At 55.3% G+C, this 25,990-nt stretch carries 24 protein-coding genes; 14 read left to right on the plus strand and 10 right to left on the minus strand.

Annotated features, from left to right (window positions below; all coding sequences use genetic code 11):
* Window positions 1-31: 31 nt before the first annotated feature.
* The 4 genes from tsaB (at window position 32) to rnd (ending at window position 4,438) form a co-directional block, all read left to right on the plus strand.
* Window positions 32-727 (plus strand): tRNA (adenosine(37)-N6)-threonylcarbamoyltransferase complex dimerization subunit type 1 TsaB, encoded by a 696-nt coding sequence (gene tsaB, locus DAI21_RS13995; protein WP_102103955.1) that lies wholly within the window; start codon window positions 32-34, stop codon window positions 725-727.
* A 37-nt stretch (window positions 728-764) separates the two neighbouring features.
* Window positions 765-1,349 carry a Slp family lipoprotein gene (locus DAI21_RS14000; RefSeq protein ID WP_100779831.1) on the plus strand — a complete coding sequence of 195 codons (585 nt, stop codon included), beginning with the start codon at window positions 765-767 and terminating at the stop codon, window positions 1,347-1,349.
* A 203-nt stretch (window positions 1,350-1,552) separates the two neighbouring features.
* Window positions 1,553-3,238 (plus strand): long-chain-fatty-acid--CoA ligase FadD, encoded by a 1,686-nt coding sequence (fadD, locus tag DAI21_RS14005; protein WP_129036324.1) that lies wholly within the window; start codon window positions 1,553-1,555, stop codon window positions 3,236-3,238.
* Between the two features lie 72 nt (window positions 3,239-3,310).
* Window positions 3,311-4,438, plus strand: coding sequence for a ribonuclease D (gene rnd / locus DAI21_RS14010; RefSeq protein WP_107704255.1), 1,128 nt, complete (start codon window positions 3,311-3,313; stop codon window positions 4,436-4,438).
* A gap of 51 nt (window positions 4,439-4,489) precedes the next feature.
* Here the strand turns inward: rnd and minE are convergent, their stop codons facing one another.
* The 3 genes from minE to minC are packed head-to-tail and all read right to left on the minus strand — an operon-like array spanning window position 4,490 to window position 6,306.
* Complete coding sequence (gene minE, locus DAI21_RS14015) at window positions 4,490-4,759, minus strand: cell division topological specificity factor MinE (protein WP_010432714.1); 270 nt, start codon at window positions 4,757-4,759, stop codon at window positions 4,490-4,492.
* A 3-nt stretch (window positions 4,760-4,762) separates the two neighbouring features.
* Window positions 4,763-5,575 (minus strand): septum site-determining protein MinD, encoded by an 813-nt coding sequence (minD, locus tag DAI21_RS14020; RefSeq protein WP_100779834.1) that lies wholly within the window; start codon window positions 5,573-5,575, stop codon window positions 4,763-4,765.
* Window positions 5,576-5,598: 23 nt separating this feature from the next.
* A complete protein-coding gene (gene minC / locus DAI21_RS14025) occupies window positions 5,599-6,306 on the minus strand; it encodes a septum site-determining protein MinC (protein WP_107703381.1) in 708 nt (235 codons plus the stop codon).
* Between the two features lie 123 nt (window positions 6,307-6,429).
* Between minC and DAI21_RS14030 the strand changes: the two genes are divergently transcribed.
* The 3 genes from DAI21_RS14030 (at window position 6,430) to DAI21_RS14040 (ending at window position 7,949) form a co-directional block, all read left to right on the plus strand.
* On the plus strand, window positions 6,430-6,705 hold the full coding sequence (locus DAI21_RS14030; protein ID WP_102103952.1) for a YcgL domain-containing protein: 276 nt from the start codon (window positions 6,430-6,432) through the stop codon (window positions 6,703-6,705).
* 47 nt (window positions 6,706-6,752) lie between these two features.
* Window positions 6,753-7,412 carry a fumarylacetoacetate hydrolase family protein gene (locus tag DAI21_RS14035; protein WP_107703382.1) on the plus strand — a complete coding sequence of 220 codons (660 nt, stop codon included), beginning with the start codon at window positions 6,753-6,755 and terminating at the stop codon, window positions 7,410-7,412.
* Between the two features lie 93 nt (window positions 7,413-7,505).
* Window positions 7,506-7,949: a YcgN family cysteine cluster protein gene (locus DAI21_RS14040; protein ID WP_100779838.1), complete on the plus strand. Its 444-nt coding sequence runs from the start codon at window positions 7,506-7,508 to the stop codon at window positions 7,947-7,949.
* Window positions 7,950-7,993: 44 nt separating this feature from the next.
* Here the strand turns inward: DAI21_RS14040 and dsbB are convergent, their stop codons facing one another.
* Together dsbB and nhaB are read right to left on the minus strand one after the other, a co-directional pair.
* Window positions 7,994-8,524 carry a disulfide bond formation protein DsbB gene (gene dsbB, locus DAI21_RS14045; RefSeq protein WP_100779839.1) on the minus strand — a complete coding sequence of 177 codons (531 nt, stop codon included), beginning with the start codon at window positions 8,522-8,524 and terminating at the stop codon, window positions 7,994-7,996.
* A 144-nt stretch (window positions 8,525-8,668) separates the two neighbouring features.
* A complete protein-coding gene (gene nhaB, locus DAI21_RS14050; protein WP_107703383.1) occupies window positions 8,669-10,207 on the minus strand; it encodes a Na(+)/H(+) antiporter NhaB in 1,539 nt (512 codons plus the stop codon).
* A 201-nt stretch (window positions 10,208-10,408) separates the two neighbouring features.
* Between nhaB and fadR the strand changes: the two genes are divergently transcribed.
* The gene (gene fadR, locus DAI21_RS14055; RefSeq protein ID WP_100779841.1) at window positions 10,409-11,128 is read left to right on the plus strand and encodes a fatty acid metabolism transcriptional regulator FadR; all 720 of its coding nucleotides are present in this window, start codon (window positions 10,409-10,411) and stop codon (window positions 11,126-11,128) included.
* A gap of 105 nt (window positions 11,129-11,233) precedes the next feature.
* On the opposite strand, the gene DAI21_RS14060 is transcribed toward fadR, so the two are convergent.
* Complete coding sequence (locus DAI21_RS14060) at window positions 11,234-12,766, minus strand: SpoVR family protein (RefSeq protein ID WP_100779842.1); 1,533 nt, start codon at window positions 12,764-12,766, stop codon at window positions 11,234-11,236.
* Between the two features lie 322 nt (window positions 12,767-13,088).
* Here DAI21_RS14060 and DAI21_RS14065 point away from each other — a divergent pair, with 322 nt between their 5' ends.
* Together DAI21_RS14065 and dadX are read left to right on the plus strand one after the other, a co-directional pair.
* Window positions 13,089-14,387 carry a D-amino acid dehydrogenase gene (locus DAI21_RS14065; protein ID WP_102103949.1) on the plus strand — a complete coding sequence of 433 codons (1,299 nt, stop codon included), beginning with the start codon at window positions 13,089-13,091 and terminating at the stop codon, window positions 14,385-14,387.
* A gap of 12 nt (window positions 14,388-14,399) precedes the next feature.
* Window positions 14,400-15,470 (plus strand): catabolic alanine racemase DadX, encoded by a 1,071-nt coding sequence (gene dadX / locus DAI21_RS14070; protein WP_107703384.1) that lies wholly within the window; start codon window positions 14,400-14,402, stop codon window positions 15,468-15,470.
* A gap of 41 nt (window positions 15,471-15,511) precedes the next feature.
* On the opposite strand, the gene DAI21_RS14075 is transcribed toward dadX, so the two are convergent.
* Complete coding sequence (locus tag DAI21_RS14075; RefSeq protein ID WP_107703385.1) at window positions 15,512-17,248, minus strand: potassium/proton antiporter; 1,737 nt, start codon at window positions 17,246-17,248, stop codon at window positions 15,512-15,514.
* A gap of 97 nt (window positions 17,249-17,345) precedes the next feature.
* On the minus strand, window positions 17,346-18,260 hold the full coding sequence (gene ldcA, locus DAI21_RS14080; RefSeq protein WP_107703386.1) for a muramoyltetrapeptide carboxypeptidase: 915 nt from the start codon (window positions 18,258-18,260) through the stop codon (window positions 17,346-17,348).
* A 111-nt stretch (window positions 18,261-18,371) separates the two neighbouring features.
* Between ldcA and emtA the strand changes: the two genes are divergently transcribed.
* Window positions 18,372-18,983 (plus strand): membrane-bound lytic murein transglycosylase EmtA, encoded by a 612-nt coding sequence (emtA, locus tag DAI21_RS14085; protein WP_100779847.1) that lies wholly within the window; start codon window positions 18,372-18,374, stop codon window positions 18,981-18,983.
* 36 nt (window positions 18,984-19,019) lie between these two features.
* Here the strand turns inward: emtA and DAI21_RS14090 are convergent, their stop codons facing one another.
* Window positions 19,020-19,751 carry a flagellar brake protein gene (locus DAI21_RS14090; protein WP_100779848.1) on the minus strand — a complete coding sequence of 244 codons (732 nt, stop codon included), beginning with the start codon at window positions 19,749-19,751 and terminating at the stop codon, window positions 19,020-19,022.
* A 207-nt stretch (window positions 19,752-19,958) separates the two neighbouring features.
* Between DAI21_RS14090 and DAI21_RS14095 the strand changes: the two genes are divergently transcribed.
* Together DAI21_RS14095 and DAI21_RS14100 are read left to right on the plus strand one after the other, a co-directional pair.
* Window positions 19,959-20,213, plus strand: coding sequence for a GlsB/YeaQ/YmgE family stress response membrane protein (locus DAI21_RS14095; protein ID WP_100779849.1), 255 nt, complete (start codon window positions 19,959-19,961; stop codon window positions 20,211-20,213).
* 118 nt (window positions 20,214-20,331) lie between these two features.
* Window positions 20,332-22,434 carry a TonB-dependent siderophore receptor gene (locus DAI21_RS14100; RefSeq protein WP_107703387.1) on the plus strand — a complete coding sequence of 701 codons (2,103 nt, stop codon included), beginning with the start codon at window positions 20,332-20,334 and terminating at the stop codon, window positions 22,432-22,434.
* 60 nt (window positions 22,435-22,494) lie between these two features.
* Here the strand turns inward: DAI21_RS14100 and DAI21_RS14105 are convergent, their stop codons facing one another.
* Window positions 22,495-24,192 (minus strand): alpha,alpha-trehalase, encoded by a 1,698-nt coding sequence (locus DAI21_RS14105; RefSeq protein ID WP_107703388.1) that lies wholly within the window; start codon window positions 24,190-24,192, stop codon window positions 22,495-22,497.
* A 415-nt stretch (window positions 24,193-24,607) separates the two neighbouring features.
* Here DAI21_RS14105 and DAI21_RS14110 point away from each other — a divergent pair, with 415 nt between their 5' ends.
* On the plus strand, window positions 24,608-25,990 hold the full coding sequence (locus DAI21_RS14110) for a carbohydrate porin (RefSeq protein ID WP_100779852.1): 1,383 nt from the start codon (window positions 24,608-24,610) through the stop codon (window positions 25,988-25,990).

Below are 25,990 nucleotides of genomic sequence, written 5' to 3' on the forward strand. Positions count from 1 at the left end.
TGTGACTACCCATTGCGAGAGCGCGAGACCCATGCGAATTCTGGCTATTGATACCGCTACAGAGGCCTGCTCCGTTGCCCTGTGGGATAACGGTACCCTCTTTGCCCATTTTGAAGAGTGCCCCCGGGAACATACCCAACGTATTCTGCCGCTGGTGAAAGAGATCCTTCACCAGGGCAACTCCACTTTAACTGAACTCGACGCGCTGGCCTTTGGCCGTGGGCCGGGCAGCTTCACCGGCGTGCGTATCGGCATTGGTATCGCGCAGGGCCTGGCGCTGGGCGCCGATCTGCCAATGATTGGCGTTTCCACACTCGCTACCATGGCGCAGGGCGCATGGCGCAGCACTGGCGCGACGCGTGTGTTGGCCGCGATTGATGCGCGCATGGGCGAAGTCTACTGGGGCGAGTATACGCGCGATGAGCAGGGCGTCTGGCAGGGTGAAGAGACCGAGTCGGTGCTCAAACCGGACGCCGTTGCTGAACGGTTGAAACAACTTTCCGGCGAGTGGGCTACTGTGGGTACAGGCTGGCCAGCCTGGCCGGATATGGCAAATGACAGCGGTCTGACGCTGGTCGATGGTCAGGTGTTACTCCCCCATGCTGAAGATATGCTGCCGATCGCCTGTCAGCTGCTGAGCGCGGGAAAAACCGTGGCCGTTGAACACGCTGAGCCGGTTTATTTGCGAAATGAAGTGGCCTGGAAGAAACTTCCGGGCAGGGCGTGAATCTCAGTAATAAGCACTGAGAAAAGGGAGTCGCATCATGGCGGTTCAAACAAAGGTTGTACGCCTCTTCATAGCGGGCGCTATCGCTGTGGCATTAAGTGGATGTGTCACCGTTCCTGACGCGATAAAAGGAAGCAGTCCGACACCGCAGCAGGATCTGGTGCGGGTGATGAATGCGCCTGAGCTTTACGTCGGCCAGGAGGCACGCTTCGGCGGCAAAGTGGTGGACATCCAGAACCAGCAGGGCAAAACCCGTCTGGAAATTGCGACGGTGCCGCTGGACAGCGGGGCGCGGCCAGTTCTGGGCGAACCTTCGCGCGGGCGAATTTATGCAGATGTGAACGGTTTCCTCGATCCGGTCGATTTCCGTGGCCAGCTGGTGACGGTCGTTGGGCCAATCACCGGCACGGTACAGGGGAAAATCGGTAACACGCCGTATAAATTTATGACCCTGCAGGCCACCGGCTACAAACGCTGGCACCTGACCCAACAGGTCATGCTGCCACCGCAGCCTATCGACCCATGGATGTGGGGACCGCACCCGTACCGCTATGGCGGCTACGGTGGATGGGGCTGGTACAATCCAGGCCCGGCTCAGGTTCAGACCATCGTTACAGAATAACTTACTGTTATTATTAGATAAGAGACAGCGGCTCAGCCGCTGTCTCTGTTTTTTACGGATATAACACAAAAAAAAGAGTGACGCGCTTCGCAACCTTAAATTCGAACAATTAATAAACTGGTACGCTGAGTTAATATAATGTTAACGAACTGTTTATTATCGGGGTTGTGATGACGACGAACACTCATTTCAGAGGTGATGCATTGAAAAAGGTTTGGCTTAACCGTTATCCCGCAGATGTTCCTGCGGAGATCAATCCTGACCGTTATCAATCCCTGGTTGAATTATTTGAGCACTCGGTCGCGCGCTACGCGGATCAGCCTGCGTTTGTGAACATGGGCGAAGTGATGACCTTCCGCAAACTGGAAGAGCGCAGCCGGGCCTTTGCCGCCTATTTGCAGGAAGGCCTGGGCCTGAAGAAAGGGGACCGCGTCGCGCTGATGATGCCAAACCTGCTCCAGTATCCGGTAGCGCTGTTCGGTATTTTGCGGGCGGGGATGATCGTGGTTAACGTCAACCCGCTCTATACTCCGCGCGAGCTGGAGCACCAGTTGAATGACAGCGGCGCGGCGGCGATTGTGATTGTCTCCAACTTTGCCCATACGCTGGAAAAAGTGGTCGATAAAACTCAGGTCCGCCACGTGATCCTGACCCGCATGGGCGATCAGCTGTCTACCGCCAAAGGGACGCTGGTTAACTTTGTCGTCAAATATGTGAAGCGTCTGGTGCCGAAATACCATCTGCCGGATGCCATCTCTTTCCGCCGCGCACTACAGAGCGGCTATCGCATGCAGTATGTGAAGCCGGAAGTGGTCTCAGACGATCTGGCCTTCTTGCAGTACACCGGTGGTACGACCGGCGTTGCGAAAGGGGCGATGCTGACCCACCGCAATATGCTGGCGAACCTTGAGCAGGTGAATGCGACCTACGGCCCGCTGCTACACCGCGGCAAAGAGCTGGTGGTCACGGCGCTGCCGCTGTATCACATTTTTGCTCTGACCATGAACTGCCTGCTGTTTATCGAGCTGGGCGGACAGAATTTACTGATTACCAACCCGCGTGATATTCCGGGGCTGGTGAAAGAGCTGGCGAAATACCCGTTCACCGCAATGACCGGGGTGAACACGCTGTTTAACGCACTGCTCAACAACAAAGAGTTCCAGCAGCTCGACTTCTCCACGCTGCACCTCTCTGCGGGCGGTGGCATGCCGGTTCAGCAGGCGGTGGCCGACCGTTGGGTGAAACTCACCGGGCAGTATCTGCTAGAGGGTTACGGCCTCACAGAGTGCGCGCCGCTGGTCAGCGTTAACCCGCATGATATCGATTATCACAGCGGCAGCATTGGTCTGCCGGTGCCGTCAACGGAGGCCAAACTGGTCGACGACGCAGGCAACGAAGTGCCTCACGGTGAGCCGGGCGAACTGTGCGTTAAAGGCCCGCAGGTCATGCTCGGCTACTGGCAGCGCCCAGATGCGACGGATGAAATCATCAAAGACGGCTGGCTCTACACGGGCGACATCGCGGTGATGGACGACGAAGGTTTCCTGCGCATTGTCGATCGCAAAAAAGACATGATTCTGGTCTCTGGTTTTAACGTCTATCCTAATGAGATCGAAGACGTAGTAATGCAGCACGATGGGGTGCAGGAAGTAGCCGCCGTCGGCGTGCCCTCCGGCAGCAGCGGCGAAGCGGTGAAGATATTCGTGGTCAAAAAAGACCCCTCGCTGAACGAAGATGAACTGATCGCGTTTTGTCGTCGTCAGCTTACCGGTTACAAAGTGCCGAAGCTGGTGGAGTTCCGCACGGAGCTGCCGAAATCGAACGTCGGGAAGATATTACGACGAGAATTACGTGACGAAGCGCGTTCCAAAGTGGACAATAAAGCCTAAGCTTCGAGTGAGTCGCCACCACACGCCGGTTAGCCGGCGTTTTTTATGGGCGCAAACCAGAGAGAAACCGTTTTGAATTACCAGATGATCACAACCAACGACGAGCTGGCAACGCTGTGCAACGTCACCCGCGACTTTCCCGCCATTGCTCTGGATACCGAGTTTGTTCGCACGCGAACCTACTATCCCCAGTTGGGTTTGATCCAGATGTACGATGGCAAAAAGGTCTCGCTGATTGACCCGCTGGGTATCACGGACTGGGCGCCGATGCGTGAACTTCTGCTCGATACCGCCGTGACCAAATATCTGCATGCGGGTAGTGAAGATCTGGAGGTGTTCCTCAATACCTTTGGCGTGATGCCGGAACCCCTGATTGATACGCAAATTCTCGCCGCTTTCACCGGCCGTCCGCTCTCCTGGGGCTTTGCCGCGATGGTCGAAGAGTATACCGGGATTGCGCTGGATAAGAGCGAGTCGCGCACCGACTGGCTGGCGCGTCCACTGACTGAACGTCAACTGGACTACGCCGCTGCCGATGTCTTTTACCTGCTGCCGATTTGCGGCCAACTGATGAAAGAGGCTGAAGACGCCGGCTGGCTGGATGCGGCGCTCAACGAATGCCGTATGACACAGCAGCGCCGTCAGGAAGTGGTCGACCCGAAAGACGCCTGGCGCGATATCACCAACGCCTGGCAGCTGCGTACCCGTCAGCTTGCCTGCCTGCAGCTGCTGGCCGACTGGCGTCTGCGCAAAGCGCGCGATCGCGATCTGGCGGTCAATTTTGTCGTACGCGAAGAGCATCTGTGGGCTGTTGCGCGCTATATGCCGGGCAGCATGGGCGAACTGGACAGTATCGGATTATCGGGCAGTGAAATTCGCTTCCACGGCAAAACGTTGCTGGCACTGGTCGCTAAAGCCCAGCAGTTGCCGGACGATGAACTGCCGGATCCACTGTTGAACCTGATGGATATGCCAGGCTATCGCAAAGCGTTCAAAGAGATCAAAGCACTGGTGCTGGAAGTGGGAACGGAAAACAAGATAAGCCCAGAGCTGCTGGCGTCACGGCGTCAGATCAATCAGCTGCTGAACTGGCACTGGAAGTTAAAACCGCAAAATGGCCTGCCGGAACTGATTGCGGGCTGGCGCGGGGAGTTGATGGGCGAACGTCTGAAAACCCTGCTGGCAGACTATCCACAGTAAGAAAATTGCCGGGTAAGCGAAGCGCTACCCGGCATTGATACGTTCATAATGCTATGGACGTGACTCTTCCGCTTCTGGCAGCGTCACGTTCAGCTCCAGAATCGAAATATCCCCATCCTTCTGCTCCAGCTGCACGGTGACCATCTCCGGGTCGATCTGCACGTACTTACAAATCACTTCCAGGATGTCTTTGCGCAGCTGCGGCAAATAGTGTGGTTCAGCATCGCTGCGGCGACGTTCCGCAACGATAATTTGCAGTCGCTCTTTCGCGATGTTGGCGGTGCTTTTTTTCCGCGAGAGAAAAAAGTCCAGTAATGCCATAACTTATCCTCCGAACAGGCGTTTGAGGAAACCTTTCTTCTCTTCTTCAATGAAGCGGAAAGGACGTTCTTCTCCCAGCAGACGGTCAACGGTATCAGCGTAGGCTTTACCCGCGTCTGCCATCGTATCGAGGATCACCGGCTCGCCCTGGTTAGAGGCGCGCAGCACGGACTGATCTTCCGGAATGACGCCAACCAGTTTGATGCGCAGGATCTCCAGCACGTCTTCCATGCTCAGCATGTCACCCTTGTTGACGCGACCCGGATTGTAACGGGTCAGTAGCAGGTGCTCTTTAATCGGGTCCTGACCATTTTCCGCGCGACGAGATTTAGACGCCAGAATGCCCAGAATACGGTCAGAGTCACGTACAGAGGAGACTTCCGGGTTGGTGGTGATGATGGCTTCGTCAGCGAAATACAGCGCCATCAGCGCGCCCGTTTCGATACCGGCAGGGGAGTCGCAGACCACAAAGTCGAACTCCATCTTTTTCAGTTCGTCGAGCACTTTCTCCACGCCTTCGCGGGTCAGCGCATCTTTGTCGCGCGTCTGAGAAGCAGGAAGAATAAAGAGGTTTTCCGTGCGCTTATCTTTAATCAGCGCCTGGTTAAGGGTGGCATCGCCCTGAATGACGTTAACAAAGTCATACACAACGCGACGCTCACAGCCCATGATCAGGTCGAGGTTACGCAGGCCGATATCGAAATCGATAACAACTGTCTTCTTTCCCTTCTGGGCCAAACCAGTAGCGATGGCCGCGCTGGAGGTGGTCTTGCCAACGCCTCCTTTACCCGAAGTCACAACAATAATGCGTGCCATAGAAATTCCTTGTTAAAAAGGGATCAATTCAACGGTTGAACAGTCAAAGCGTTCTCTGCGAGTCGCAGGCGTGCCGCTTTGCCATAAAATTCGGCTGGGATCTTGTCACTCAGCCAATATTCACCTGCGATGGAAACCAGTTCCGCCGTCAGATGGGTACAAAATATTTGTGCTTCCCGATCGCCACTGGCACCGGCCAGCGCGCGTCCTCTCATCATACCGTAGACGTGAATATTGCCATCGGCAATCAGCTCAGCGCCAGCGCTGACGTGGCTTGTCACAATCAGATCACAGTTTGGTGCATAAATGCGCTGACCGGAACGAACCGGCACATCAATCATTCGCGTTTTTGTGATAGGAGTAACAGTTTGCACGGGCGGTGGAGGCGTCGGGGCGGCTTTCGCCGGAGAACGGACGGTTTTTTCTTTGCCTTCAGTCAGAAGGGGCAGACCGGCACGCTCGATTTCATCTTTAAGACGGGCATCTTTGCAGCCGCTAATGCCAACAATACGCAGCCCGGTCGAGGCGACCGCCTGCTGAAGATGCTGCCAGTTCACAGGCGCGTCGAGACCGCTGACATTCACCACCACTGGGGCGTGTTTCAGAAAAGCGGGTGCCTGCGCGATTTTGTCTTCTAACGCCTGACGAATAACCTCGGGTTTTGCATCATGCAAATGAACCACTGATAAGGTGAAGCTACTGCCTTTAAGCTCGATGGGCGTGTTTGACATCCTGGCCTTACTCAATTTGCTGTTAATCGCAGCACATTCGTTGCGATATTCCGAAGAGTATCAGGCATGTTATAGTCACTGGTATATTGAGGCAAGCAACCACCGATAATTCAGAGTAAAAACATGTTTTGTGTGATCTACAGAAGTACTAAACGCGACCAGACCTATCTTTATGTCGAGAAAAAAGACGATTTTTCCCGCGTACCGGAAGAATTAATGAAAGGCTTCGGTACTCCGCAGCTGGCGATGCTATTGCCGCTGGATGGTCGTAAAAAACTGGTGAATGCCGATCTGGATAAAGTGAAAACCGCCCTGAAAGAACAAGGCTATTATTTACAGCTTCCGCCACCTCCTGAGAATTTATTAAAACAGCATCTCGCAGGTGACGGAAAAAAATAACCCCGGCCAACTCCGTGGGTGACATATCAACCGTGTAGGGGACGAGCATGTATCAACATCACAACTGGCAAGGCGCATTACTGGATTACCCTGTAAGCAAAGTGGTCTGCGTAGGCAGCAATTATGCGAAGCACATTCAGGAAATGGGCAGTGCCGTGCCAGAAGAGCCTGTGTTGTTTATCAAGCCGGAAACCGCTATTTGCGATATTCGCCAGCCGCTGGCGCTACCGCAGGGGCTGGGTTCGGTACACCATGAAGTCGAACTGGCGGTGCTAATTGGCGGCACGCTGCGTCAGGCATCCGAGGATCACGTGCAGAAAGCCATCGCAGGCTACGGAGTTGCGCTGGATCTGACGCTGCGCGATGTGCAGGGCAAAATGAAAAAAGCCGGCCAGCCGTGGGAAAAAGCCAAAGGCTTTGATAATTCCTGCCCGCTCTCCGGTTTTATTCCGGCCGCCGAATTCCACGCCGATCCGCAAAATACCCCGTTGAGCCTGAAGGTGAACGGCGAAATTCGCCAGCAGGGGAATACCTCTGACATGATCCACAAGATCCTGCCGCTTATCGCCTACATGAGCCGCTACTTCACCCTCAAGCCGGGCGATGTGATCCTCACCGGTACGCCAGAAGGCGTTGGGCCACTGCTGAGCGGTGACGAACTGGAAATCGGTTTTAACGGACAATCCGTTAAGACGCGCGTGCTGTAAAATGCCCTTGCCGCTGTTAATCGGCGGCAAAACTTGCATCCACGTGCCAGACTGGTTATAAGGTGCGCTTTCTTTTGACGTGTGGACATCCTTATGAGCGAAACCCCTTTCTGGCAAAGCAAGACTCTCGACGAAATGACCGACGTGGAGTGGGAATCGCTGTGCGACGGCTGCGGGCAGTGCTGCCTGCATAAGCTGATGGACGAAGACACTGACGAAATCTACTTCACCAACGTCGCCTGCAAGCAGCTGAACATCAAAACCTGCCAGTGCCGCAACTACGAGCGCCGTTTCGAGTACGAGCCGGACTGCATCAAGCTGACCCGCGACAATCTCCCGACGTTTGAATGGCTGCCTCACACCTGCGCCTATCGCCTGCTGGCGGAAGGGAAAGGGCTGCCGGACTGGCATCCGCTGCTGACTGGCTCAAAAGCGGCGATGCACGGCGAGCGCATTTCGGTGCGACATATCGCGGTGAAAGAATCCGAAGTGCAGGACTGGGAAGACCATATTCTCAACCATCCCAAACACGCATAAAAAAAACCCGCCGAGGCGGGTTTTTTGTTGGGTGCTGTTTGTGCTTATCGACCGAACAAATCGCGTTTTTTCGGTTTGAACGGCTGGGCAATCAGTACCAGCAGCGCCACCACGAAGTAGGCGACGAAAATACCGACCAGCCACTGCGGCATCTCCAGCGTCAGGAATTCCCACTGACGAACAGAGCAATCACCGGAGGCCACAAACACCTGCGGCAGCCACTTGTCCAGCGGCAGCCAGCCTGGGAAGCGGGCGGCAAAATCACAGGTCTGGAACGGGGAGGGATGCAGCTGCATCATGGTGTGCTGCCACGCCAGCTCAATGCCTTTCCAGGCACTGTACAACCAGAGGGCGATCCCGGCATAACGCAGCGGGGATTTTGGCGCAATCGCACCCACCAGCCCTGCACCCATAATACCGAACAGCGCACAACGTTCGTAAATACACAGCACACAGGGTTTCAGCAACATCACATGCTGGAACCAGAGCGCTACCATTTCCAGCGCAAAGGCGGTCAGGGCCATCAATAACCACGCTCCGCGACCGCGAGAGCATTGGTTCAAAAATCGCAACATAATCATTTCCCTGGAACAGGCTTAGAAAGCGCAGTGTAAACCAAAACGATTTTAGCGCCAGATGCTCCTGGCAAAATAAAACGTAATTGGATGTTTATAATGCAGAAAGTCAAACCGGGCAGCGAACCACCCGATTTCAGGGACTTAATGCGCGGCCAGTATACCTATTTGCAACAACCATTGCGTATAAGGAATGAGGGTAAATTTGACGCACAGCAAGCCGACAACGGTTAATACCAGCGTATACGGCAGCGCCATCCACACCATCCGACCGTAAGACAAACGAATCAGGGGAGCCAGCGCCGAGGTCAGCAGGAACAGAAACGCCGCCTGTCCGTTTGGCGTCGCCACCGACGGCAAATTGGTGCCGGTATTAATCGCCACGGCCAGCAGCTCAAACTGGTTAATATTAATGGCCCCGTGTTCAAGCGCCGCTTTGGCCTCATTGATATACACCGATCCGACAAACACGTTATCGGAAATAGAAGAGAGCAGGCCGTTAAACAGATAAAAGAGCGAAAGCTGCGAGTCGGGTGATGCCTGCAGGACAAAGTCGATAATCGGCGAGAACAGTTGCTGGTCGATAATCACCGCTACAATGGCAAAAAACACCGCCAGCAGGGCAGTAAAGGGCAGCGCTTCGGTAAATGCCTTGCCGATCGCATGTTCGTCGGTCACACCGGTAAACGACGTCGCCAGAATAATCACCGACAGGCCAATAAGCCCCACTTCCGCCAGGTGGAATGCCAGCGCGACGATAAGCCACACGCCGATGATACCCTGGGCGATCAGCGCCAGTTTTTCCTGACGGGTGCGCTGGCTGCGGCTTTTCAGATCAAATTCGTGCAGCACATCGCGAACCGGGCCGGGCAACTGGGCGCCATAGCCGAAGCTTTTGGTTTTCTCGAGCAACACACAGGTCAGCAGCCCACAGACAAAGACCGGGACGCTCACCGGCGCCACGCGCAGGAAGAATTCGGTAAAGTTCCAGCCTGCGGCTTTTGCAATAATGAGGTTTTGCGGCTCGCCGACCATCGTCATCACCCCGCCGAGCGCCGTGCCGACGCCCGCGTGCATCATCAGGCTGCGCAGGAACGCACGAAATTGTTCCAGAACGTCGCGCTTCGGCACGTCAATCTGACTGTCATCCTGCAAATCGCTCTCAGTCTTCGTTGAGGCCACTCGATGATAAATGCCGTAAAAACCGACGGCGACGCTTATCACCACCGCAACAACCGTCAGCGCATCGAGGAATGCGGAAAGAAACGCGGCAGCCAGACAGAAGGAGAGGGAAAGCACCGTTTTGGAGCTAATACTCAGCAGCAGCCGCGTGAAGATAAACAGCAGCAGTTGCTTCATGAAGTAGATACCGGCCACCATAAACATCAGCAGCAGGAGCACTTCCAGGTTAGTGGCCAGCTCGTCTTTCACGCGCTCTGCGCTGGTCATGCCGATAAACACCGCTTCAATCGCCAGCAGCCCGCCGGGGAGCAGGGGATAGCATTTCAGCGCCATCGCCAGGGCAAAGATAAACTCGGCCACCAGCAGCCAGCCGGCCACAAAAGGCGAGAAGATAAACACCACCGGGTTAGCGATCAGAAAAATGAGCAGCGTCAGCTTGTACCAGTCGGGTGACTGACCTAAAAAATTGCGCCACAGGGCGCGTCCGTAAGACATTTCCACCAGAGAGTTCCTTCCTCGCCAAAGTTAAGCAAAACATTATTATACGCACAATTTGCATGAATAACGGCTGTCGACCAGGATGCTGTATTTGATAAAAATGAAACGGTGATCCCTTTTTTCCCGCGTCGCTGCGCTATCTGCCACTGTCAGCCTCTGGTATGATGAGTGAATTAGTTAAAGCTGTGTAATGGAAATCTCACTATGGTCATAAAGGCGCAAAGCCCGGCGGGTTTCGCTGAAGAGTACATCATTGAAAGCATCTGGAATAACCGTTTCGCTCCTGGAACGATTCTTCCCGCTGAACGTGAATTGTCTGAACTGATTGGCGTAACACGTACCACTTTACGCGAAGTTCTTCAGCGTCTGGCGCGTGATGGCTGGTTGACGATTCAGCACGGCAAACCGACCAAAGTGAATAACTTCTGGGAAACGTCGGGTCTGAACATTCTTGAAACGCTCGCCCGTCTCGATCACGAGAGCGTTCCACAGCTGATCGATAATTTGCTGTCGGTGCGCACCAATATTTCTACCATCTTTATCCGTACTGCCTTCCGTCAGCATCCTGAAAAGGCGCTGGAAGTGCTGGCGACGGCGACGGCGGTTGACGATCACGCGGATGCGTTTGCGACCCTCGATTACAACATCTTCCGTGGCCTGGCGTTTGCGTCGGGAAATCCGATTTATGGATTGATCCTTAACGGCATGAAAGGGCTGTACACCCGCATTGGTCGCCACTATTTCGCCAATCCGGAAGCGCGCAGCCTGGCGCTCGGTTTCTACCACAAGTTAAGCCAGCTTTGCACCGAAGGCCAGCACGATCAGGTCTATGAAACGGTGCGTCGTTACGGCCATGACAGCGGCGAGATCTGGCACCGGATGCAGAAAAATCTGCCGGGCGATTTAGCCATTCACGGTCATTAACAGAAAAAGCCTCTCGATTGAGAGGCTTTTTTTTGCCCGTTTAAAAGGGCCTGAAGCTGAGTCATACAAATGCCGGGGAAGATGCGTCGCCACCCGGTAATGCGATTACAGCGTGTTTCCCCGCGCCGGGCAGCGCTCCAGCAGTTCCACGCTCCCGTCCTCGTTTTGCTGCTCCATCAACACGTCAAAGCCCCACAGGCGATGCACATGCTTGAGCACCTCTTTGCGGCCTTTATCCAGCGGCGCACGGTTGTGCGGAATATAGCGCAGCGTCAGAGAGCGATCGCCGCGTAAATCCACGTTCCAGACCTGGATATTCGGTTCAAGATTGCTCAGGTTGTACTGAGAGGAGAGGCGCGAGCGGATCTCACGGTAGCCTTCCTCGTTGTGAATCGCCGATATCTCCAGATAATTATTACGATCGTCATCCAGAACGGTAAAGAAGCGGAAATCTCGCATGATTTTCGGTGACATGAACTGGCTGATAAAGCTCTCGTCTTTAAAGTCGCGCATCGCGAAATGCAGCGTCTCCAGCCAGTCGGAACCGGCGATGTCCGGGAACCAGTATTTATCCTCTTCCGTCGGGGACTGACAGATGCGTTTAATATCCTGGAACATCGCAAAGCCGAGGGCATAGGGGTTAATCCCGCTGTACCACGGGCTGTTATACGGCGGCTGGAAGACCACGTTAGTGTGGCTGTGCAGGAACTCGAGCATAAACCGCTCGGTCACTTTGCCTTCGTCATACAGGTGGTTCAGGATGGTGTAATGCCAGAACGTCGCCCAGCCTTCGTTCATCACCTGCGTCTGTTTTTGCGGATAAAAATACTGACTCACCTTACGCACGATGCGTAAGATTTCACGCTGCCACGGCTCCAGTAGCGGCGCATTTTTTTCCATAAAGTAGAGTAAGTTCTCCTGCGGCTCAGACGGATAACGCCGCGCTTCGGCGATCGTTTTCTCCTCTTCGCGTTTCGGCAGGGTACGCCACAGCATATTCACCTGGCTTTGCAGATACTCTTCGCGACTTTTCTGCCGCGCTTTCTCCTCCTGGAGGGAGATTTTTTGCGGGCGTTTGTAGCGATCCACCCCGTAATTCATCAGCGCGTGACAGGAGTCGAGCAGTTTTTCCACCTCGTCCACCCCGTAGCGCTCTTCGCATTCGGTGATGTATTTACGGGCGAAAATCAGGTAATCGACAATCGAACTGGCATCGGTCCAGCTGCGGAACAGGTAGTTATTTTTGAAGAACGAGTTGTGCCCGTAGCAGGCGTGCGCCATCACCAGCGCCTGCATGGTAATGGTGTTCTCTTCCATCAGATAGGCGATGCAGGGATTGGAGTTAATGACGATCTCATACGCCAGCCCTTGCTGGCCGTGCTTGTAGAGTCGCTCGGTTTCAATGAATTTTTTACCGAACGACCAGTGCGGATAGTTGATCGGCATCCCGACGCTCGAGTAGGCGTCCATCATCTGTTCGGAGGTAATGACTTCGATCTGGTGCGGGTAGGTGTCCAGTCGATACAGCTTCGCCACCCGGTCGATTTCGGCCAGATAGACATCCAGCAGCTCGAAGGTCCAGTCGGGTCCATCGCTGAGACGAGTGCTGTCCTTGTTCATTGAGTCAAGTGTAGCCATTAGCGCGCCCTCGTTGTTGATAGCTCTCTCTAGTCTGGAGAACCTCTTTTCAAGCATAGAACAACGCGTTGAAAAGCGTGCTGACGCAGAAATTTTTTCTTTGCGATTTCCGATTTTGATCCCGGAGAAAACGGCTGTCTCGCAGAATTTTCTGCTGGTTAAAAAGAGCGCGCAGTAAAAGATCCTAAATAAGCGCCATCCCCGCTGGCTGGGGAAGATGTGAGTTAAGTCACCATAAAAAAGTCGTATGTTGAATAATATTTTCAACTAGGTTATCAATCTGTAATTAGAAGATTGTTCTTTTGCACATAACGGAGTGGCTATGCGTGTTGTCATACTGGGAAGTGGGGTTGTCGGCGTCACCAGCGCCTGGTATTTAAGTCAGGCGGGACACGAGGTGACGGTCATCGATCGCGAACCGGGATCGGCACTGGAGACCAGCGCGGCCAACGCCGGGCAGATCTCCCCAGGCTATGCGGCGCCGTGGGCGGCACCGGGCGTACCGCTGAAGGCCATCAAATGGATGTTCCAGCGTCACGCGCCGCTGGCGATTAGCCTCGACGGCACGCAATTCCAGCTCAAGTGGATGTGGCAGATGCTGCGCAACTGCGACACTCGCCACTACATGGAAAACAAAGGCCGTATGGTGCGCCTGGCAGAGTACAGCCGCGACTGCCTGAAAGAACTGCGCAACACCACCGGCATCGAATACGAAGGGCGGCAGGGCGGCACATTGCAGCTGTTCCGCACCGCGCAGCAGTATGAAAACGCCACCCGCGACATCGCCGTGCTGGAAGATGCAGGCGTGCCGTATCAGCTGCTCGAAGCCAGCCAGCTGGCGCAGGTTGAACCGGCGCTGGCGGAAGTGGCACACAAACTGACGGGTGGGCTGCGCCTGCCAAATGACGAAACGGGCGACTGCCAGCTCTTTACTCAGCGTCTGGCGAAGATGTGTGAACAGGCGGGCGTGACGTTCCGCTACAACACCTCGGTCGATAAACTGCTGTCAGAAGGCGAAAAAATCTACGGCGTGAAGTGCGGCGACGAAGTGATCAAAGCCGATGCCTATGTAATGGCGTTTGGCTCCTACTCCACGGCGATGCTGAAGGGCCTGCTCGATATTCCGGTCTATCCGCTGAAAGGCTACTCCCTCACCATTCCGGTGAAAGAGGACAACGGTGCCCCTGTTTCAACTATTCTTGATGAAACCTACAAAATCGCCATCACCCGCTTTGATAACCGGATCCGCGTCGGCGGAATGGCGGAAATTGTCGGCTTTAACACGGAATTGCTGCAACCGCGCCGCGAAACGCTTGAGATGGTGGTTCGCGATCTGTTCCCGCGCGGGGGCTTTGTCGAACAGGCCACCTTCTGGACCGGATTACGTCCTATGACGCCGGACGGCACGCCGATTGTCGGCCGTACGCCGTTCAAGAATTTATGGACTAACACCGGCCACGGCACGCTGGGCTGGACCATGGCCTGCGGTTCAGGGCAACTGCTGAGCGATTTGATCTCGGGCCGCACCCCGGCAATTCCGTTTGATGATTTAAGCGCCGCGCGCTATCAATCCGGATTTACGCCATCTCGCCCGCAGCATCTGCATGGCGCGCATAATTAACAAGGAGCTGTCATGTCCCGTCCTATTCTGGCTCAGCTGGATCTGCAGGCGTTAAAAAATAACCTGCAGATTGTCCGCCGTGCTGCGCCGGGCTCTCGCGTATGGTCGGTGGTGAAAGCCAACGGCTACGGCCACGGAATTGAGTCCATCTGGAGCGCGCTGAGCGCCACCGATGGTTTTGCGCTGTTGAATCTGGAAGAGGCGATCCTGCTGCGCGAACGCGGCTGGAAAGGGCCGATTCTGCTGCTCGAAGGCTTCTTCCACGCCGACGAACTGCCGCTTTTGGACAAGTACCGACTCACCACCAGCGTCCACAGCAACTGGCAAATCAAAGCGCTGCAAAACGCAAAACTGCATGCACCGCTGGATATCTATCTCAAGGTCAACAGCGGTATGAACCGCTTAGGCTTCCAGCCCGAGCGCGTGCACACGATGTGGCAGCAGCTGCGCGCCCTGAAAAATGTCGGCGAGATGACGCTGATGGCGCACTTTGCCGATGCCGAAAAACCGGACGGCATTGCCGAGGCGATGGTGCGTATCAATCAGGCGGCAGAAGGGCTGGAGTGCGCCCGTTCGCTGTCGAACTCCGCCGCCACGCTCTGGCACCCGGAAGCCCATTACGACTGGGTACGTCCAGGCATTATTCTCTACGGCGCGTCACCGTCCGGTCAGTGGCAGGACATCGCCAACAGCGGGCTGAAACCGGTTATGTCCCTGCGCAGTGAAATCATCGGCATTCAAACGCTGAAAGCGGGCGATACGGTGGGCTATGGCAGCCGCTATCGTGCCTCAGGCGAACAGCGTATTGGTATCGTGGCAGGCGGTTATGCTGACGGTTATCCACGTCTTGCGCCAACCGGCACGCCGGTGTGGGTCGATGGCGTGCGTACCGGTACCGTTGGCACCATTTCAATGGATATGATGGCGGTGGACTTAACCCCATGCCCGCAGGCAGGCATCGGTTCGCCCGTAGAGCTGTGGGGGAACGAGGTGAAAGTCGATGACGTGGCGTCGGCAGCGGGAACGGTAGGCTATGAAATGTTAACTGCACTGGCCCCGAGAGTGCCAATAGTGACAGTGTAACGTTAAAATACCGGGTGGCATTGCTGCCACCCGGCAAAACATCATTCTGCCCCCTCGTCCTCCATCGGACGCACGCCCACCTTGCGCACCGCGTTATCCTCTTTCTCGGCCACCGTCCAGATCATCCCGGCAAACTCCACCTGGTCGCCTACGACCGGCGCGGCACCCAGCAGCTGCTGCACAATCTCACCCAGCGTCTGCTGTTTATCGCGATACTTCAGCCCCTCGTCGAGGCCATAAATCAGCGCTACGTCGGCAAATTTGGCGTTCGCTTCCAGAATAAAATCACCGAAGAACCGCTGATCCAGCGCCACGGGCGGTGACTGGCTGAACAGCTTCCCGAGGGCAGGCAAATCGGTCTCACGACCAATGACGCACAGAATATCGCCCTCGCGCAGGCGAGTGCTGCCCGTCGGGTGCAGCAGAGCGTTATCGCGAAACAGCGCGGCAATCCGCGTTTCCGTCGGCATATGCAGGTCGCGCAGCGACGCGCCCACGCACCATTTATCGGCGCTCAGCTGGTAGACAAACTGCTCCCACGGGTTTTCCGGATGAATATCCAGCCCCACGCGCGAAACGGGCAGGCCAACCGGTGGCACCACCACTTTGGCCTTTTTCGCCGCCCAGCCGAGGGACGTACCCTGGAACAGCAGCGACACCAGCACCACGAAGAACGCGACATTGAAGAACAGCCGTGAATTATCCAGCCCCGCCATCATCGGGAAGACCGCCAGAATGATCGGCACCGCCCCGCGCAGGCCCACCCAGCTGATAAAAATACGCTCGCGCAGGTTAAACCCACGGAACGGCAGCAGGCCGGCAAACACCGACAGCGGACGGGCGAAGAAGATCATCCACGCCGAGAGGAGCAGCGCCGGAATGGCAATCGGCAGCAGATCGGACGGCGTCACCAGCAGCCCCAGCACCAGGAACATGCCGATTTGCGCCAGCCAGGCCAGTCCGTCGAAGTTCTGCAAAATGGCGTGGCGGTTGCGAATCGGGCGATTTCCCAGCAGGAAGCCGCAGAGATAAACGGCGAGAATACCACTGCCGTCCATCGCCGTGGTCAGGGCGAAAATCAGAATACCGCCGCTAAGCGCCAGCAAAGGGTACAGCCCGGCGGGCAGGGAGATGCGGTTAATCATCTGCTGCAACAGATAGCCGCCGGAAAGGCCAATGATAATCCCGAGGCCAAACTGCTGGAGAATATGCCAGGCAAACATCCAGCTCAGGCCGGATTCGTGCTGCTGGATCATCTCAATCAGGGTGATGGTCAGGAACACCGCCATCGGGTCGTTGCTGCCGGATTCAATCTCCAGCGTCGAGCCGACACGCTCGTTCAGCCCTTTGCCGCCGAGGAGGGAGAACACCGCCGCCGCATCCGTCGAGCCGACAATCGCGCCAATCAGCAATCCTTCCATGATATTCAGATGAAACAGCCAGGCGGCCATCATACCGGTCAGGCCGGAGGTGATCAGCACGCCGACGGTTGCCAGCGACAGGGCCGGGCCTAAGGCGACGCGAAACGAACTGGCCTGGGTGCGCATCCCGCCGTCCAGCAAAATCACTGCCAGCGCGAGGTTACTCACCATGTAGGCGAAAGGATAATTATCGAATGGAATCCCGCCGACGCCATCGATGCCCGCGAGCATGCCGATGGCCAGGAAGATAACAAGGATAGGTATGCCGAGACGCGATGAAAATGAACTTAATAAAATACTGCAGGTTACTAATACGGAACCCAGAATGAAAAGACTGATTATCGCTGCGGCATCCAATGTTGTCTTACTCCCACCTCAATGTTGTTGCTGATAATAAAACCCTATCATATTAACGACAAAAACAGCGTTTTATTGAGGTGGTTAAACCGCTTTTTTATGCCTTTAAGACAGGATGACCGCGCAGGGTTAACCGGCTGCCCGCCTGCGAGTGCCAAAGCGTCGCCTGAGCGCCCAGCGGCAGGGTGACGGTTTGCTGCTCATGGCCAAACGCCAGCCCGTCGATCACCGGAATGTCGAGGCGCGAGCGCAGGTAATCGATCATGGTTTCCAGCGTATAACCCGCATCGTAATCGTTCGGCGTTGCACCGCTGAAGCTGCCTAACACAACCGCGCGCTGACGCCCGAGAATACCGGCGTGCATCAGCTGCAACAGCATGCGCTCGACGCGGAACGGATGCTCGTTGATATCCTCCAGCACCAGAATGCCGTTCTCAATTCGCGGCAGCCACGGCGTGCCGATTAGCGACACCAGCATCGCCAGATTGCCGCCCCACAGCTGGCCTTCGCACTCACACTGCGGGCCGTTGCCCTTCCACTCCACGCTGTACGTCGGATTTTTCAAGGCGCGCCAGAAATGCTCCTCGGTAAAACGGTTCAACTCCGGTGCGCCGAAGTTCCCCGCCAACATCGGCCCGCTAAAGGTGATGACGTTATGCAGGGCCAGCAGGCCGAGCTGAATCACGGTGAAATCGCTGTGACCGCAGATCAGCAGCGGGTCCTGCTGCTGGCGTCGGGCAAGCCCGGCCCAGTCGATGGTCTCCAGCAAACGGCTCGCGCCATACCCGCCGCGCACCGCCAGAATAATCTGGTTTTCGCCTTCGAGGGTGACCAGGTCGTTGATATCAGCCACTCTTTGCTGCTCAGTCCCGGCAAAACGCTGCAGACGGCGGGGGATGATCGTCTGATTATCCACCCGATGGCCGGATGCCTCTAAACGCGTTACGCCAAGCCGGGCGGCGTCCTGATTAATGCAGTAGCCGGACGGGGCAACAAGATGAAACTGAGACATGGCAAATCCTTGCTGAATGAGAAACTAAATGCCTATATCATGCCGCCTGTATGCGGTCTGCTTCAAGGGGCGGATGCGTAACCGCGATGATCGGCTATAAGGATAGATGACGTGAAATTGAGATGGTTTGCTTTTTTGATTGTATTGCTGGCGGGCTGTAGTTCAAAACAGGATTATCAAAATCCGCCGTGGAACCCGGAAGTCCCTGTCAAACGTGCCATGCAGTGGATGCCGATCAGCGAAAAGGCCGGGAAAGCGTGGGGCGTCAGTCCGCGACTGGTGACGGCCATTATTGCAGTCGAGTCCGGCGGCAACCCGACGCTGGTCAGCAAATCAAATGCAGTGGGCTTAATGCAATTGAAAGCCTCCACCGCCGGGCGTGAAGTCTATCGCTACATGGGCTGGAGCGGGCAGCCGTCCACCAGCGAGCTGAAAAACCCGGAGCGTAATATCTCCATGGGTACCGCGTATCTGAGCATTCTGGAGCACGGTGTGCTGAAAGGCATCGAAGATCCCGAAGTGATGCAGTATGCGCTGGTGGTGTCGTATGTGAACGGGGCGGGGGCGCTGCTGCGAACCTTCTCGTCGGATCGCAAAAAGGCCATCAATGAAATTAACGGCATGGACAAAGACGAATTCTTTGAGCATGTGGTGAACAACCATCCGGCACCACAGGCTCCACGCTACATCTGGAAAGTTCAGAAAGCGATGGACGCCATGTAATGCCCTGGCCGGGCAGCGAGATGCTGTCCGGCGCCTTCAGAGAACCTTATTCGCACGTTCTCGCGCTTCTCGCTCTAACGAGAAGATAATACGTTGAAGCTCCCTTTCGGCCCCAGGCCCGACATTCAGAAAGCGAAAACTGAGTCGTGGTGTGGTTATGGTCTCATTTTTGCTGTCCACCACTTTGCGTTCGCTGATGGCAATCAGCTGCGCATCAAAGTAAAAACGTCCCCAGCCGCCCATATCCAGTTCGATTTGTGAAAAACGCATCCCTTCCACCAGTCCGTCCGGTCGGGGTGTGTCCATCAGTGCGCCCATCCCGCCGAGCGACAGGTCGAACAGGCGAAAGCGAATCTCTTTTTTGTCCGGCATTCTGGCCTTACAAAAATAGGAGGGGTGCAGCGGGGCGTTAATCCGAAAATATTCCCGACGCTGGACAAACCACAGGCTCTCCGGCAGCGGGGTGATAAAAGCGGGCAGATTGAGATAATCACCTTGTTCCACATGAGGCAGGACAAACTCAACCTTTGCCCCTTTGGTTTCCGCCATCACAGAAAGATTTTTTGCGCGCAGTACCGCCCGGTTTTCATACTCCTGGCTACCGAGGTCGATGACCAGACGCTCCGGAGTGGCTTCCAGAATCTTACTGATAAACTGGTTCGACGCCCAGCTGATGCGCACCGGCACTTCGCCCTTGTGCAGGTCGCGTAATACCCCTAATACAGCCAGCGGATTTTGCTTCAGGAACTGCTCACTGTAATTACTCACGCCGAATGGCTCCTCGGTTGTCTGACGGACTGTCCCTGAAGTATCGGCAATGGGCGTCAGAACTTAATACAAACCGGTGATTTTTTTTTCAAAATGAGAGGGAATTAAGTCGGTGAGAAAAAACGGTTTTAGCGCAGTGACCTATACTTAAGTCACTTGCGCGAAACATTTTCAGCGCATGCATTTCATCTGCAAGAGGGCATCGCTATGGGTATTATCGCCTGGATTGTTTTTGGTCTTATCGCCGGCGTGATCGCAAAATTCATTATGCCGGGGCGTGATGGTGGCGGCTTCATTCTGACCTGCGTGCTGGGGGTTATCGGTGCGGTTGTCGGCGGCTGGCTGGCGACCATGTTTGGCGTCGGCGGCAGCGTCAGCGGATTTAACCTGCACAGCTTCCTGGTGGCGGTGGTCGGTGCCATCGTCGTCCTTGCCATTTTCAGACTGCTCAGACGCACATAAACCACTAATAACGCAAACGGCTCTCCCTGAGGGCCGTTTTTTTTGGCCGCATATTGCTTTGTTAATCGAAATGAGAATAATTGTCGTTCTTTATATCATCTAATAATAAGACGACACTATGAACACCTCGCGTTTTGCAGTATGTGCGTTGGCAGGCGCGGTCACACTGGCGTTGCAGACTTGCGCGTTTGCGGAAGAATCCACCATTCTCGTGACCGGATCGGAACAGGGCAGCCAGCTTCCTGAGTGGACGAACAGTGCCACCAAATCAGCCGTTGCCGAGAGTAAAACCCCGCAGGTCATCAACACCATTTCCGCCACGGAGATCGAACAGCGTCACGCGAATTCGGTCAACGAAATCCTGCGCTATGCGCCGGGCGTGTCGACGGAAGTGCGCGGCAATACCTCCTATATGAGTGAATATAAGATCCGCGGGTTCACCGTCGAGCAGGAGTATTACAACGGTCTGCAGCTGCCCTACAATGTCACCGGGAACACCAAAGCGCGCATCGATCCGCTGCTGATCGAGAGTGTGGACATCCTCAAAGGCCCCGCCTCTGTGCTGTACGGCGGCGGCTCGCCAGGCGGGCTGGTCAATATTCAGGGCAAAAAACCGCAAAAAACCGCGCAAACGGAAGTGGGCTTTAACACCGGAACGCGCAATCTGAAAGAGGGCTATCTCGATTCCACCGGACAGATTGCCGACAGCGACTGGGACTATCGTCTGCTGGGCAAAGCGACGGAAGGCGACGATCAGCCGCACACCACGCGCACGGAAAACTACCTGGTGGCGCCGTCCGTGACCTGGCAGCCAGACAGCAAAACGCGTCTGACCCTTGATGCGCTCGCGCAAAACAGCCCGAGCCTGACGCCGTCTAACCCGCTTCCGCTTGCGTATCTGCGTTCCAAATATGCCGATCGCAGCGATTATGCAGGCGACGAATGGAGCGGTTTCAAACAGCGCCAGTGGATGCTGGGCTACAGCTTTGAACACCAGTTTGATAGCGGCTGGGGCTTCAGTCAGAAAGCGCGCTACTTCGACGTGGATACGCACCAGCGCAGTATCTACTCCACAGGGCCAGGCGCAAACGTGTATGAGCTGAATCGCTTTGCTTACACCACCGACGAAGACCTGCAGAGTTTCAACATGGACAACCAGGTCACCAAAACGCTGGAACTGGGCGACTGGAAGCACCATTTGCTGGCAGGCTTCGACTACCAGAAGCTCAATTCCCACTTCCACTATCGCTATGCGGCAAATACGCCGGGTATCGATATGCGTAACCCGGACTACACGCAGGTCAACGACGGTTCCCTCGGTCTCTACACCGCGCAGAAAAATCGCCTGAGCTATCAGCAAAACGGGTACTACCTGCAGGATCAGATCGAATTCGGCGGGCTGAATCTGCTCGGCAGCCTGCGCTACGATGACTATCGCTCCGTCACCACCGACTATCTGCAAAACGGTGATAAAGCCTGGGTATCGCAGGATCGCGTCACTAAACGTCTGGGGGCGTTGTACGCCTTTGAAAACGGTATCTCGCCGTTTATCAGCTACTCCGAAGGCTTTGCGCCCGTTTCACCGCAGGGCACGCTGACCGCTAAAGACGTCAAGCCAACCACCAGCAAACAGGTGGAAGGCGGGGTGAAATACCTGCTGGAAGAGTATGCGACCACCTTTACCGCGTCGGTGTTTAACATTCGCCAGAAAAATGTGGTCACGACCGATCCGGGCTTCCTGAACTATCGTCAGACCGGTGAAGTGGAATCGAAAGGGGCGGAATTGTCTGCCGTCAGTCGTCCGACGGATAACCTGACGCTGATCGCCAATTACGCCTACACCCACGCGATCAACACGGAAGATGACAAATACCAGGGGAAACGCCCGACGCAGGTGCCAGAAAATGCCTTTAACCTGTGGGGAGATTACACTTTCGACAGCACGCCGCTGAAAGGGCTGAACCTCGGCGCAGGCGCGCGCTACACCGGGCCAATGGAGATCGCGCCGACCAACGATCAGGGTAAACTGGGCGGCACGACGCAGTACGATCTCGCCGCCTCTTACCAGATGGGTGAAGTTCTGCCGTCGCTGGCCGGGCTAACCCTGAAAGCCAGCGCGCAGAACATCACCAACAAAGAGACGTTTACCTGCTACGACGCGACAAACTGCTGGATTGGCCGCGATCGCACGGTTCAGGTGGGAGCGAGCTACAGCTTCTGATTTTCCTCTGATGTCTCAACCTCTCTTGCGTGAGAGGGTGAGAGCACCAGCCGCACAATCCTACTGCGCGGCACTCTTCTGCACAGGCGCCACATCATCGTTCGCCGCAGGCTGAGTCGCCGGCAGGCTGTCGCACGGTTTCTCTTTCGGACAGACTAAATCGAGCATTTTCAGCGTCACGCCGTTGGTCCAGCCGAAACCGTCCTGCAACGGATACTCACCGCCGCCTCCGCCGGTGCCGGTGGTCGACACATCATATTTCTCCACCAGCTTCTGCTCGCGGTCGTAGGTATGCTGCACGTTCGTTAGGAAGCGCCAGGTGACATCCATCGCCACTTTCTTATGACCGTAGTTTTGCAGCCCTTCGGCCGCCACCCACTGCAAGGGTGCCCATCCGTTTGGCGCGTCCCACTGCTGGCCGCTGTTGATGGTGGTGGTAGTCACGCCACCCGGTTTCAACAGGCGTGACGCGGTGGCATTCGCCACTTTATCGGCCCGCTCTTTGGAGGCGGCGTTGACATACAGCGGGAACAGGGCGGCGGCAGTCAGCTGATTACGTACCTTTTTGCTCTTCAGATCGTAATCGGCGTACCAGCCCTCTTTGTCGTTCCACAGATGGCTCTCGATCGCTTTTTGCCGCGTGTTGGCCAGGGTTTCATAGCGGTTTGCGCGCTCGGTATCACCCGATTCCTGGCTGGCTTTGGCGAGCAATTTTTCCATTTTGAACAGCAGGGCGTTCAAATCTATCGGCACAATGCTGGTGGTACGAATAGTGCCAAGCTTTTGCGGATCGTCCATCCAGCGGGAGCTAAAGTCCCAGCCGGAGGCGGCAGCGGAGCGCAGGTCACGGTAGATTTCCGTTGCCGGACGGTTCGGGTTGTTTTTGGCGGTGGTCACGTCATCCAGCCAGGACTCCGGGCGCGGCGTGTCGCGATCGTCCCAGTAGCGGTTCAGAATTGCGCCGTCATCCAGTTTCACCACCCGCTTGTTGGCCTGACCCGGCTGCAACGTCTCCACGCCCTCCATCCAGTAGGTGTACTCTTTTTCCATCTGCGGCAGATAGGTTTTCAGCGCCTCTTTATCGTGCGTGGCGAGCAGTTCGACCATCAGGGAGAAAAACGGCGGCTGCGAACGGCTCAGATAGTAGCTGCGGTTGCCGTTGGGAATATGGCCCCAGGTGTCGATCTCATAGCCGAAATTGGCCACCATATCGCTGATTTTGTCCCAGTGATCGCTCTCGGCCAGCCCCAGCATGGTGAAATAGCTGTCCCAGTAATAGACTTCGCGGAAGCGGCCACCCGGCACCACATAAGGTTTCGGCAACGGCAGCAGCGAATCCCACTTATCGGCTTTATCGGTGGTGCGCGTCAGCACTGGCCACAGGCCATCAATATGCTCGCGCAGGCTCTGTCCGGCAGGCGGAACGTATTTTTCGCCTTCAGCGGGAAGGGTAAAATTCATCTCGACGAAATGGCGCAGGTCAAATCCGCGTTGCAGATGCTGCATACGGTAATCCGCCAGAATCATCAGGGGATCGCTTTTCGGCACCGCGTCGGCGAAGGTTTTTTGATCGGGGAACAGCTTAGCGGTTTGCACATCACTGAACAGGGGACCGAGCAGAATATCCGGCGACTGTTTTTGTGTGGAAGGTAACTCATCAGCGAAGCTCAGTGCGGCGACGCTCAGCATCGCGCCCCCCAGTGCCACACGCAGCGCCAGCGGCAGGCGTGCAGGACGGCGCATTTCAGTTCTCGTCATCGGTTTTTCTCCTTTTTATTCTCGCGAGCAGCGTCGCCGCTGCCGTCAATCACCTGAAAACCTTAGACGAATATGGCCGTTTTCGCGTGTCGAATATCCCATTTTTCGCAAAACCAGACTCTTTACCCACACAGAAATAATCAGTAATAAAGCGTTAATATATATCTGCTGTTTATTGTTTTTAAATTCTTAATAGGTGATGTGATTGAATAAGTCTGAATGAATTAAGGCTCTCACTAATTACAAATGTGATCGCGTGCATTATTTATTGCCGTTTTTATGAAGAAACGCTTCTTAGCGATCACATAAATTAAAAAACATAATTAACGGATGAAAAAACGTAATGGAACCGTCGGTCACAATTAGGCGAAATATCGCTGTTTATTGGCCGCAGTAATTCATCAGGAAGGAATCCATGAGAATAAAGTTGATTGTGTTAGCCGTCAGCGTAATTTGCTCGGCGGGAGGATATGCTGCGCACCGCGCGCCCACTCTGGAAGAGAAACTTGCACAGCTGGAAGCACGTCTGGAAAAGGCTGAAAGCCGGGCGGAGAAGGCCGAAGCGCAAATTGAGCAATTACAGCAACAGCAGACGGTCGTCGCCAAAACAGAGCCGACCGTGACGGTGGAATCAGCCGAGCCGGTCACCGCGTCGGCATTACCGAAACTGACGCTTTCTGGCTACGGCGATATTAAATTTTACGGCGACGTCGAATTTAACATGGATGCGGCCAGCAGGAGCGGTGCATTAACGTCAATAAAAACCAGTGCGAATAAAGACTGGGCATCGGGAAATAATGAACGCTGGGATATTAACGGGCGTCTGCTGTTAGGCTTTGACGGTTATCGTCGAATGGATGACGGTAATTTTGCCGGATTCTCAGTGCAGCCGCTGGCAGATCTCACCGGCAAAATGAATCTCGATGATGCCGTATTCTTCTTCGGCAATGAGAATAACTGGAAGATCAAAGTCGGACGTTTTGAAGCCTACGATATGTTCCCGCTCAATCAGGATACCTTTATCGAATATTCCGGGAATACGGCCAACGATCTCTACAGCGACGGCTACGGCTATATCTATATGATGAAAGAGGGCCGGGGACGTAGCGACAGCGGTGGCAACTTCCTGATGAGCAAAACCCTGGATAACTGGTATTTCGAGGTCAACACGTTGCTGGAAGACGGCAGCACGCTGTTCGTCGACAAGCAGTATCACGGCATCAATCTCGATAACGACAAAAATGTGGCCTATATCCGCCCGGTCATCGCCTGGCAGAGCGGACGCTTCTCAACGGCAGTGGCGATGGAGAGTAACCTCGTCAACAACGCCTACGGCTATCGCGATGCGTCAGGGCAGTGGGTCGATCAGTCCGATCGCACCGGTTACGGTTTCACGATGACCTGGAATGGGCAGCAAACCGATCCGCAAGACGGCGTTGTGGTGAACCTCAATACCGCTTATATGGATGCCACGGATGAAACCGACTTTACCGCGGGGACTAACGCCCTGTGGCACAACATCGAGCTGGGCTACATTTACGCCCACAACGAAGTGGATAAATTTAACTCCGCGAATGTGTACGATAACTGCGATAACGACTGCTGGATAACCGATCCAGGGGATTACGATATTCATACCCTTCACGCGTCGTATCTCATCCCGAACGTGATGAATATGAAGAACTTTAATATCTATCTCGGGGCGTACGCCTCCTGGGTGGAAGCGCATCCGAATAAGGGCGCTGATAACAACGACGATCGCTACGGCGGCCGCGTTCGCTTCAAATACTACTTCTGA

It is taken from the genome of Lelliottia sp. WB101 (assembly GCF_003051885.1).
In the GTDB taxonomy this organism is placed as follows: Bacteria; Pseudomonadota; Gammaproteobacteria; order Enterobacterales; family Enterobacteriaceae; genus Enterobacter; species Enterobacter nimipressuralis.

Excerpts from the sequence above, each read along its gene's own strand:
- minC (WP_107703381.1), bottom strand. The coding sequence starts at position 6,306 with ATGTCAAACACGCCCATCGAGCTTAAAGGCAGTAGCTTCACCTTATCA.
- tsaB (WP_102103955.1), top strand. The coding sequence starts at position 32 with ATGCGAATTCTGGCTATTGATACCGCTACAGAGGCCTGCTCCGTTGCC.
- dadX (WP_107703384.1), top strand. The coding sequence starts at position 14,400 with ATGTCCCGTCCTATTCTGGCTCAGCTGGATCTGCAGGCGTTAAAAAAT.
- DAI21_RS14095 (WP_100779849.1), top strand. The coding sequence starts at position 19,959 with ATGGGTATTATCGCCTGGATTGTTTTTGGTCTTATCGCCGGCGTGATC.
- DAI21_RS14040 (WP_100779838.1), top strand. The coding sequence starts at position 7,506 with ATGAGCGAAACCCCTTTCTGGCAAAGCAAGACTCTCGACGAAATGACC.
- DAI21_RS14100 (WP_107703387.1), top strand. The coding sequence starts at position 20,332 with ATGAACACCTCGCGTTTTGCAGTATGTGCGTTGGCAGGCGCGGTCACA.
- DAI21_RS14060 (WP_100779842.1), bottom strand. The coding sequence starts at position 12,766 with ATGGCTACACTTGACTCAATGAACAAGGACAGCACTCGTCTCAGCGAT.
- fadR (WP_100779841.1), top strand. The coding sequence starts at position 10,409 with ATGGTCATAAAGGCGCAAAGCCCGGCGGGTTTCGCTGAAGAGTACATC.
- DAI21_RS14065 (WP_102103949.1), top strand. The coding sequence starts at position 13,089 with ATGCGTGTTGTCATACTGGGAAGTGGGGTTGTCGGCGTCACCAGCGCC.
- DAI21_RS14105 (WP_107703388.1), bottom strand. The coding sequence starts at position 24,192 with ATGACGAGAACTGAAATGCGCCGTCCTGCACGCCTGCCGCTGGCGCTG.
- minD (WP_100779834.1), bottom strand. The coding sequence starts at position 5,575 with ATGGCACGCATTATTGTTGTGACTTCGGGTAAAGGAGGCGTTGGCAAG.
- minE (WP_010432714.1), bottom strand. The coding sequence starts at position 4,759 with ATGGCATTACTGGACTTTTTTCTCTCGCGGAAAAAAAGCACCGCCAAC.
- DAI21_RS14035 (WP_107703382.1), top strand. The coding sequence starts at position 6,753 with ATGTATCAACATCACAACTGGCAAGGCGCATTACTGGATTACCCTGTA.
- DAI21_RS14000 (WP_100779831.1), top strand. The coding sequence starts at position 765 with ATGGCGGTTCAAACAAAGGTTGTACGCCTCTTCATAGCGGGCGCTATC.
- dsbB (WP_100779839.1), bottom strand. The coding sequence starts at position 8,524 with ATGTTGCGATTTTTGAACCAATGCTCTCGCGGTCGCGGAGCGTGGTTA.
- DAI21_RS14110 (WP_100779852.1), top strand. The coding sequence starts at position 24,608 with ATGAGAATAAAGTTGATTGTGTTAGCCGTCAGCGTAATTTGCTCGGCG.
- ldcA (WP_107703386.1), bottom strand. The coding sequence starts at position 18,260 with ATGTCTCAGTTTCATCTTGTTGCCCCGTCCGGCTACTGCATTAATCAG.
- DAI21_RS14030 (WP_102103952.1), top strand. The coding sequence starts at position 6,430 with ATGTTTTGTGTGATCTACAGAAGTACTAAACGCGACCAGACCTATCTT.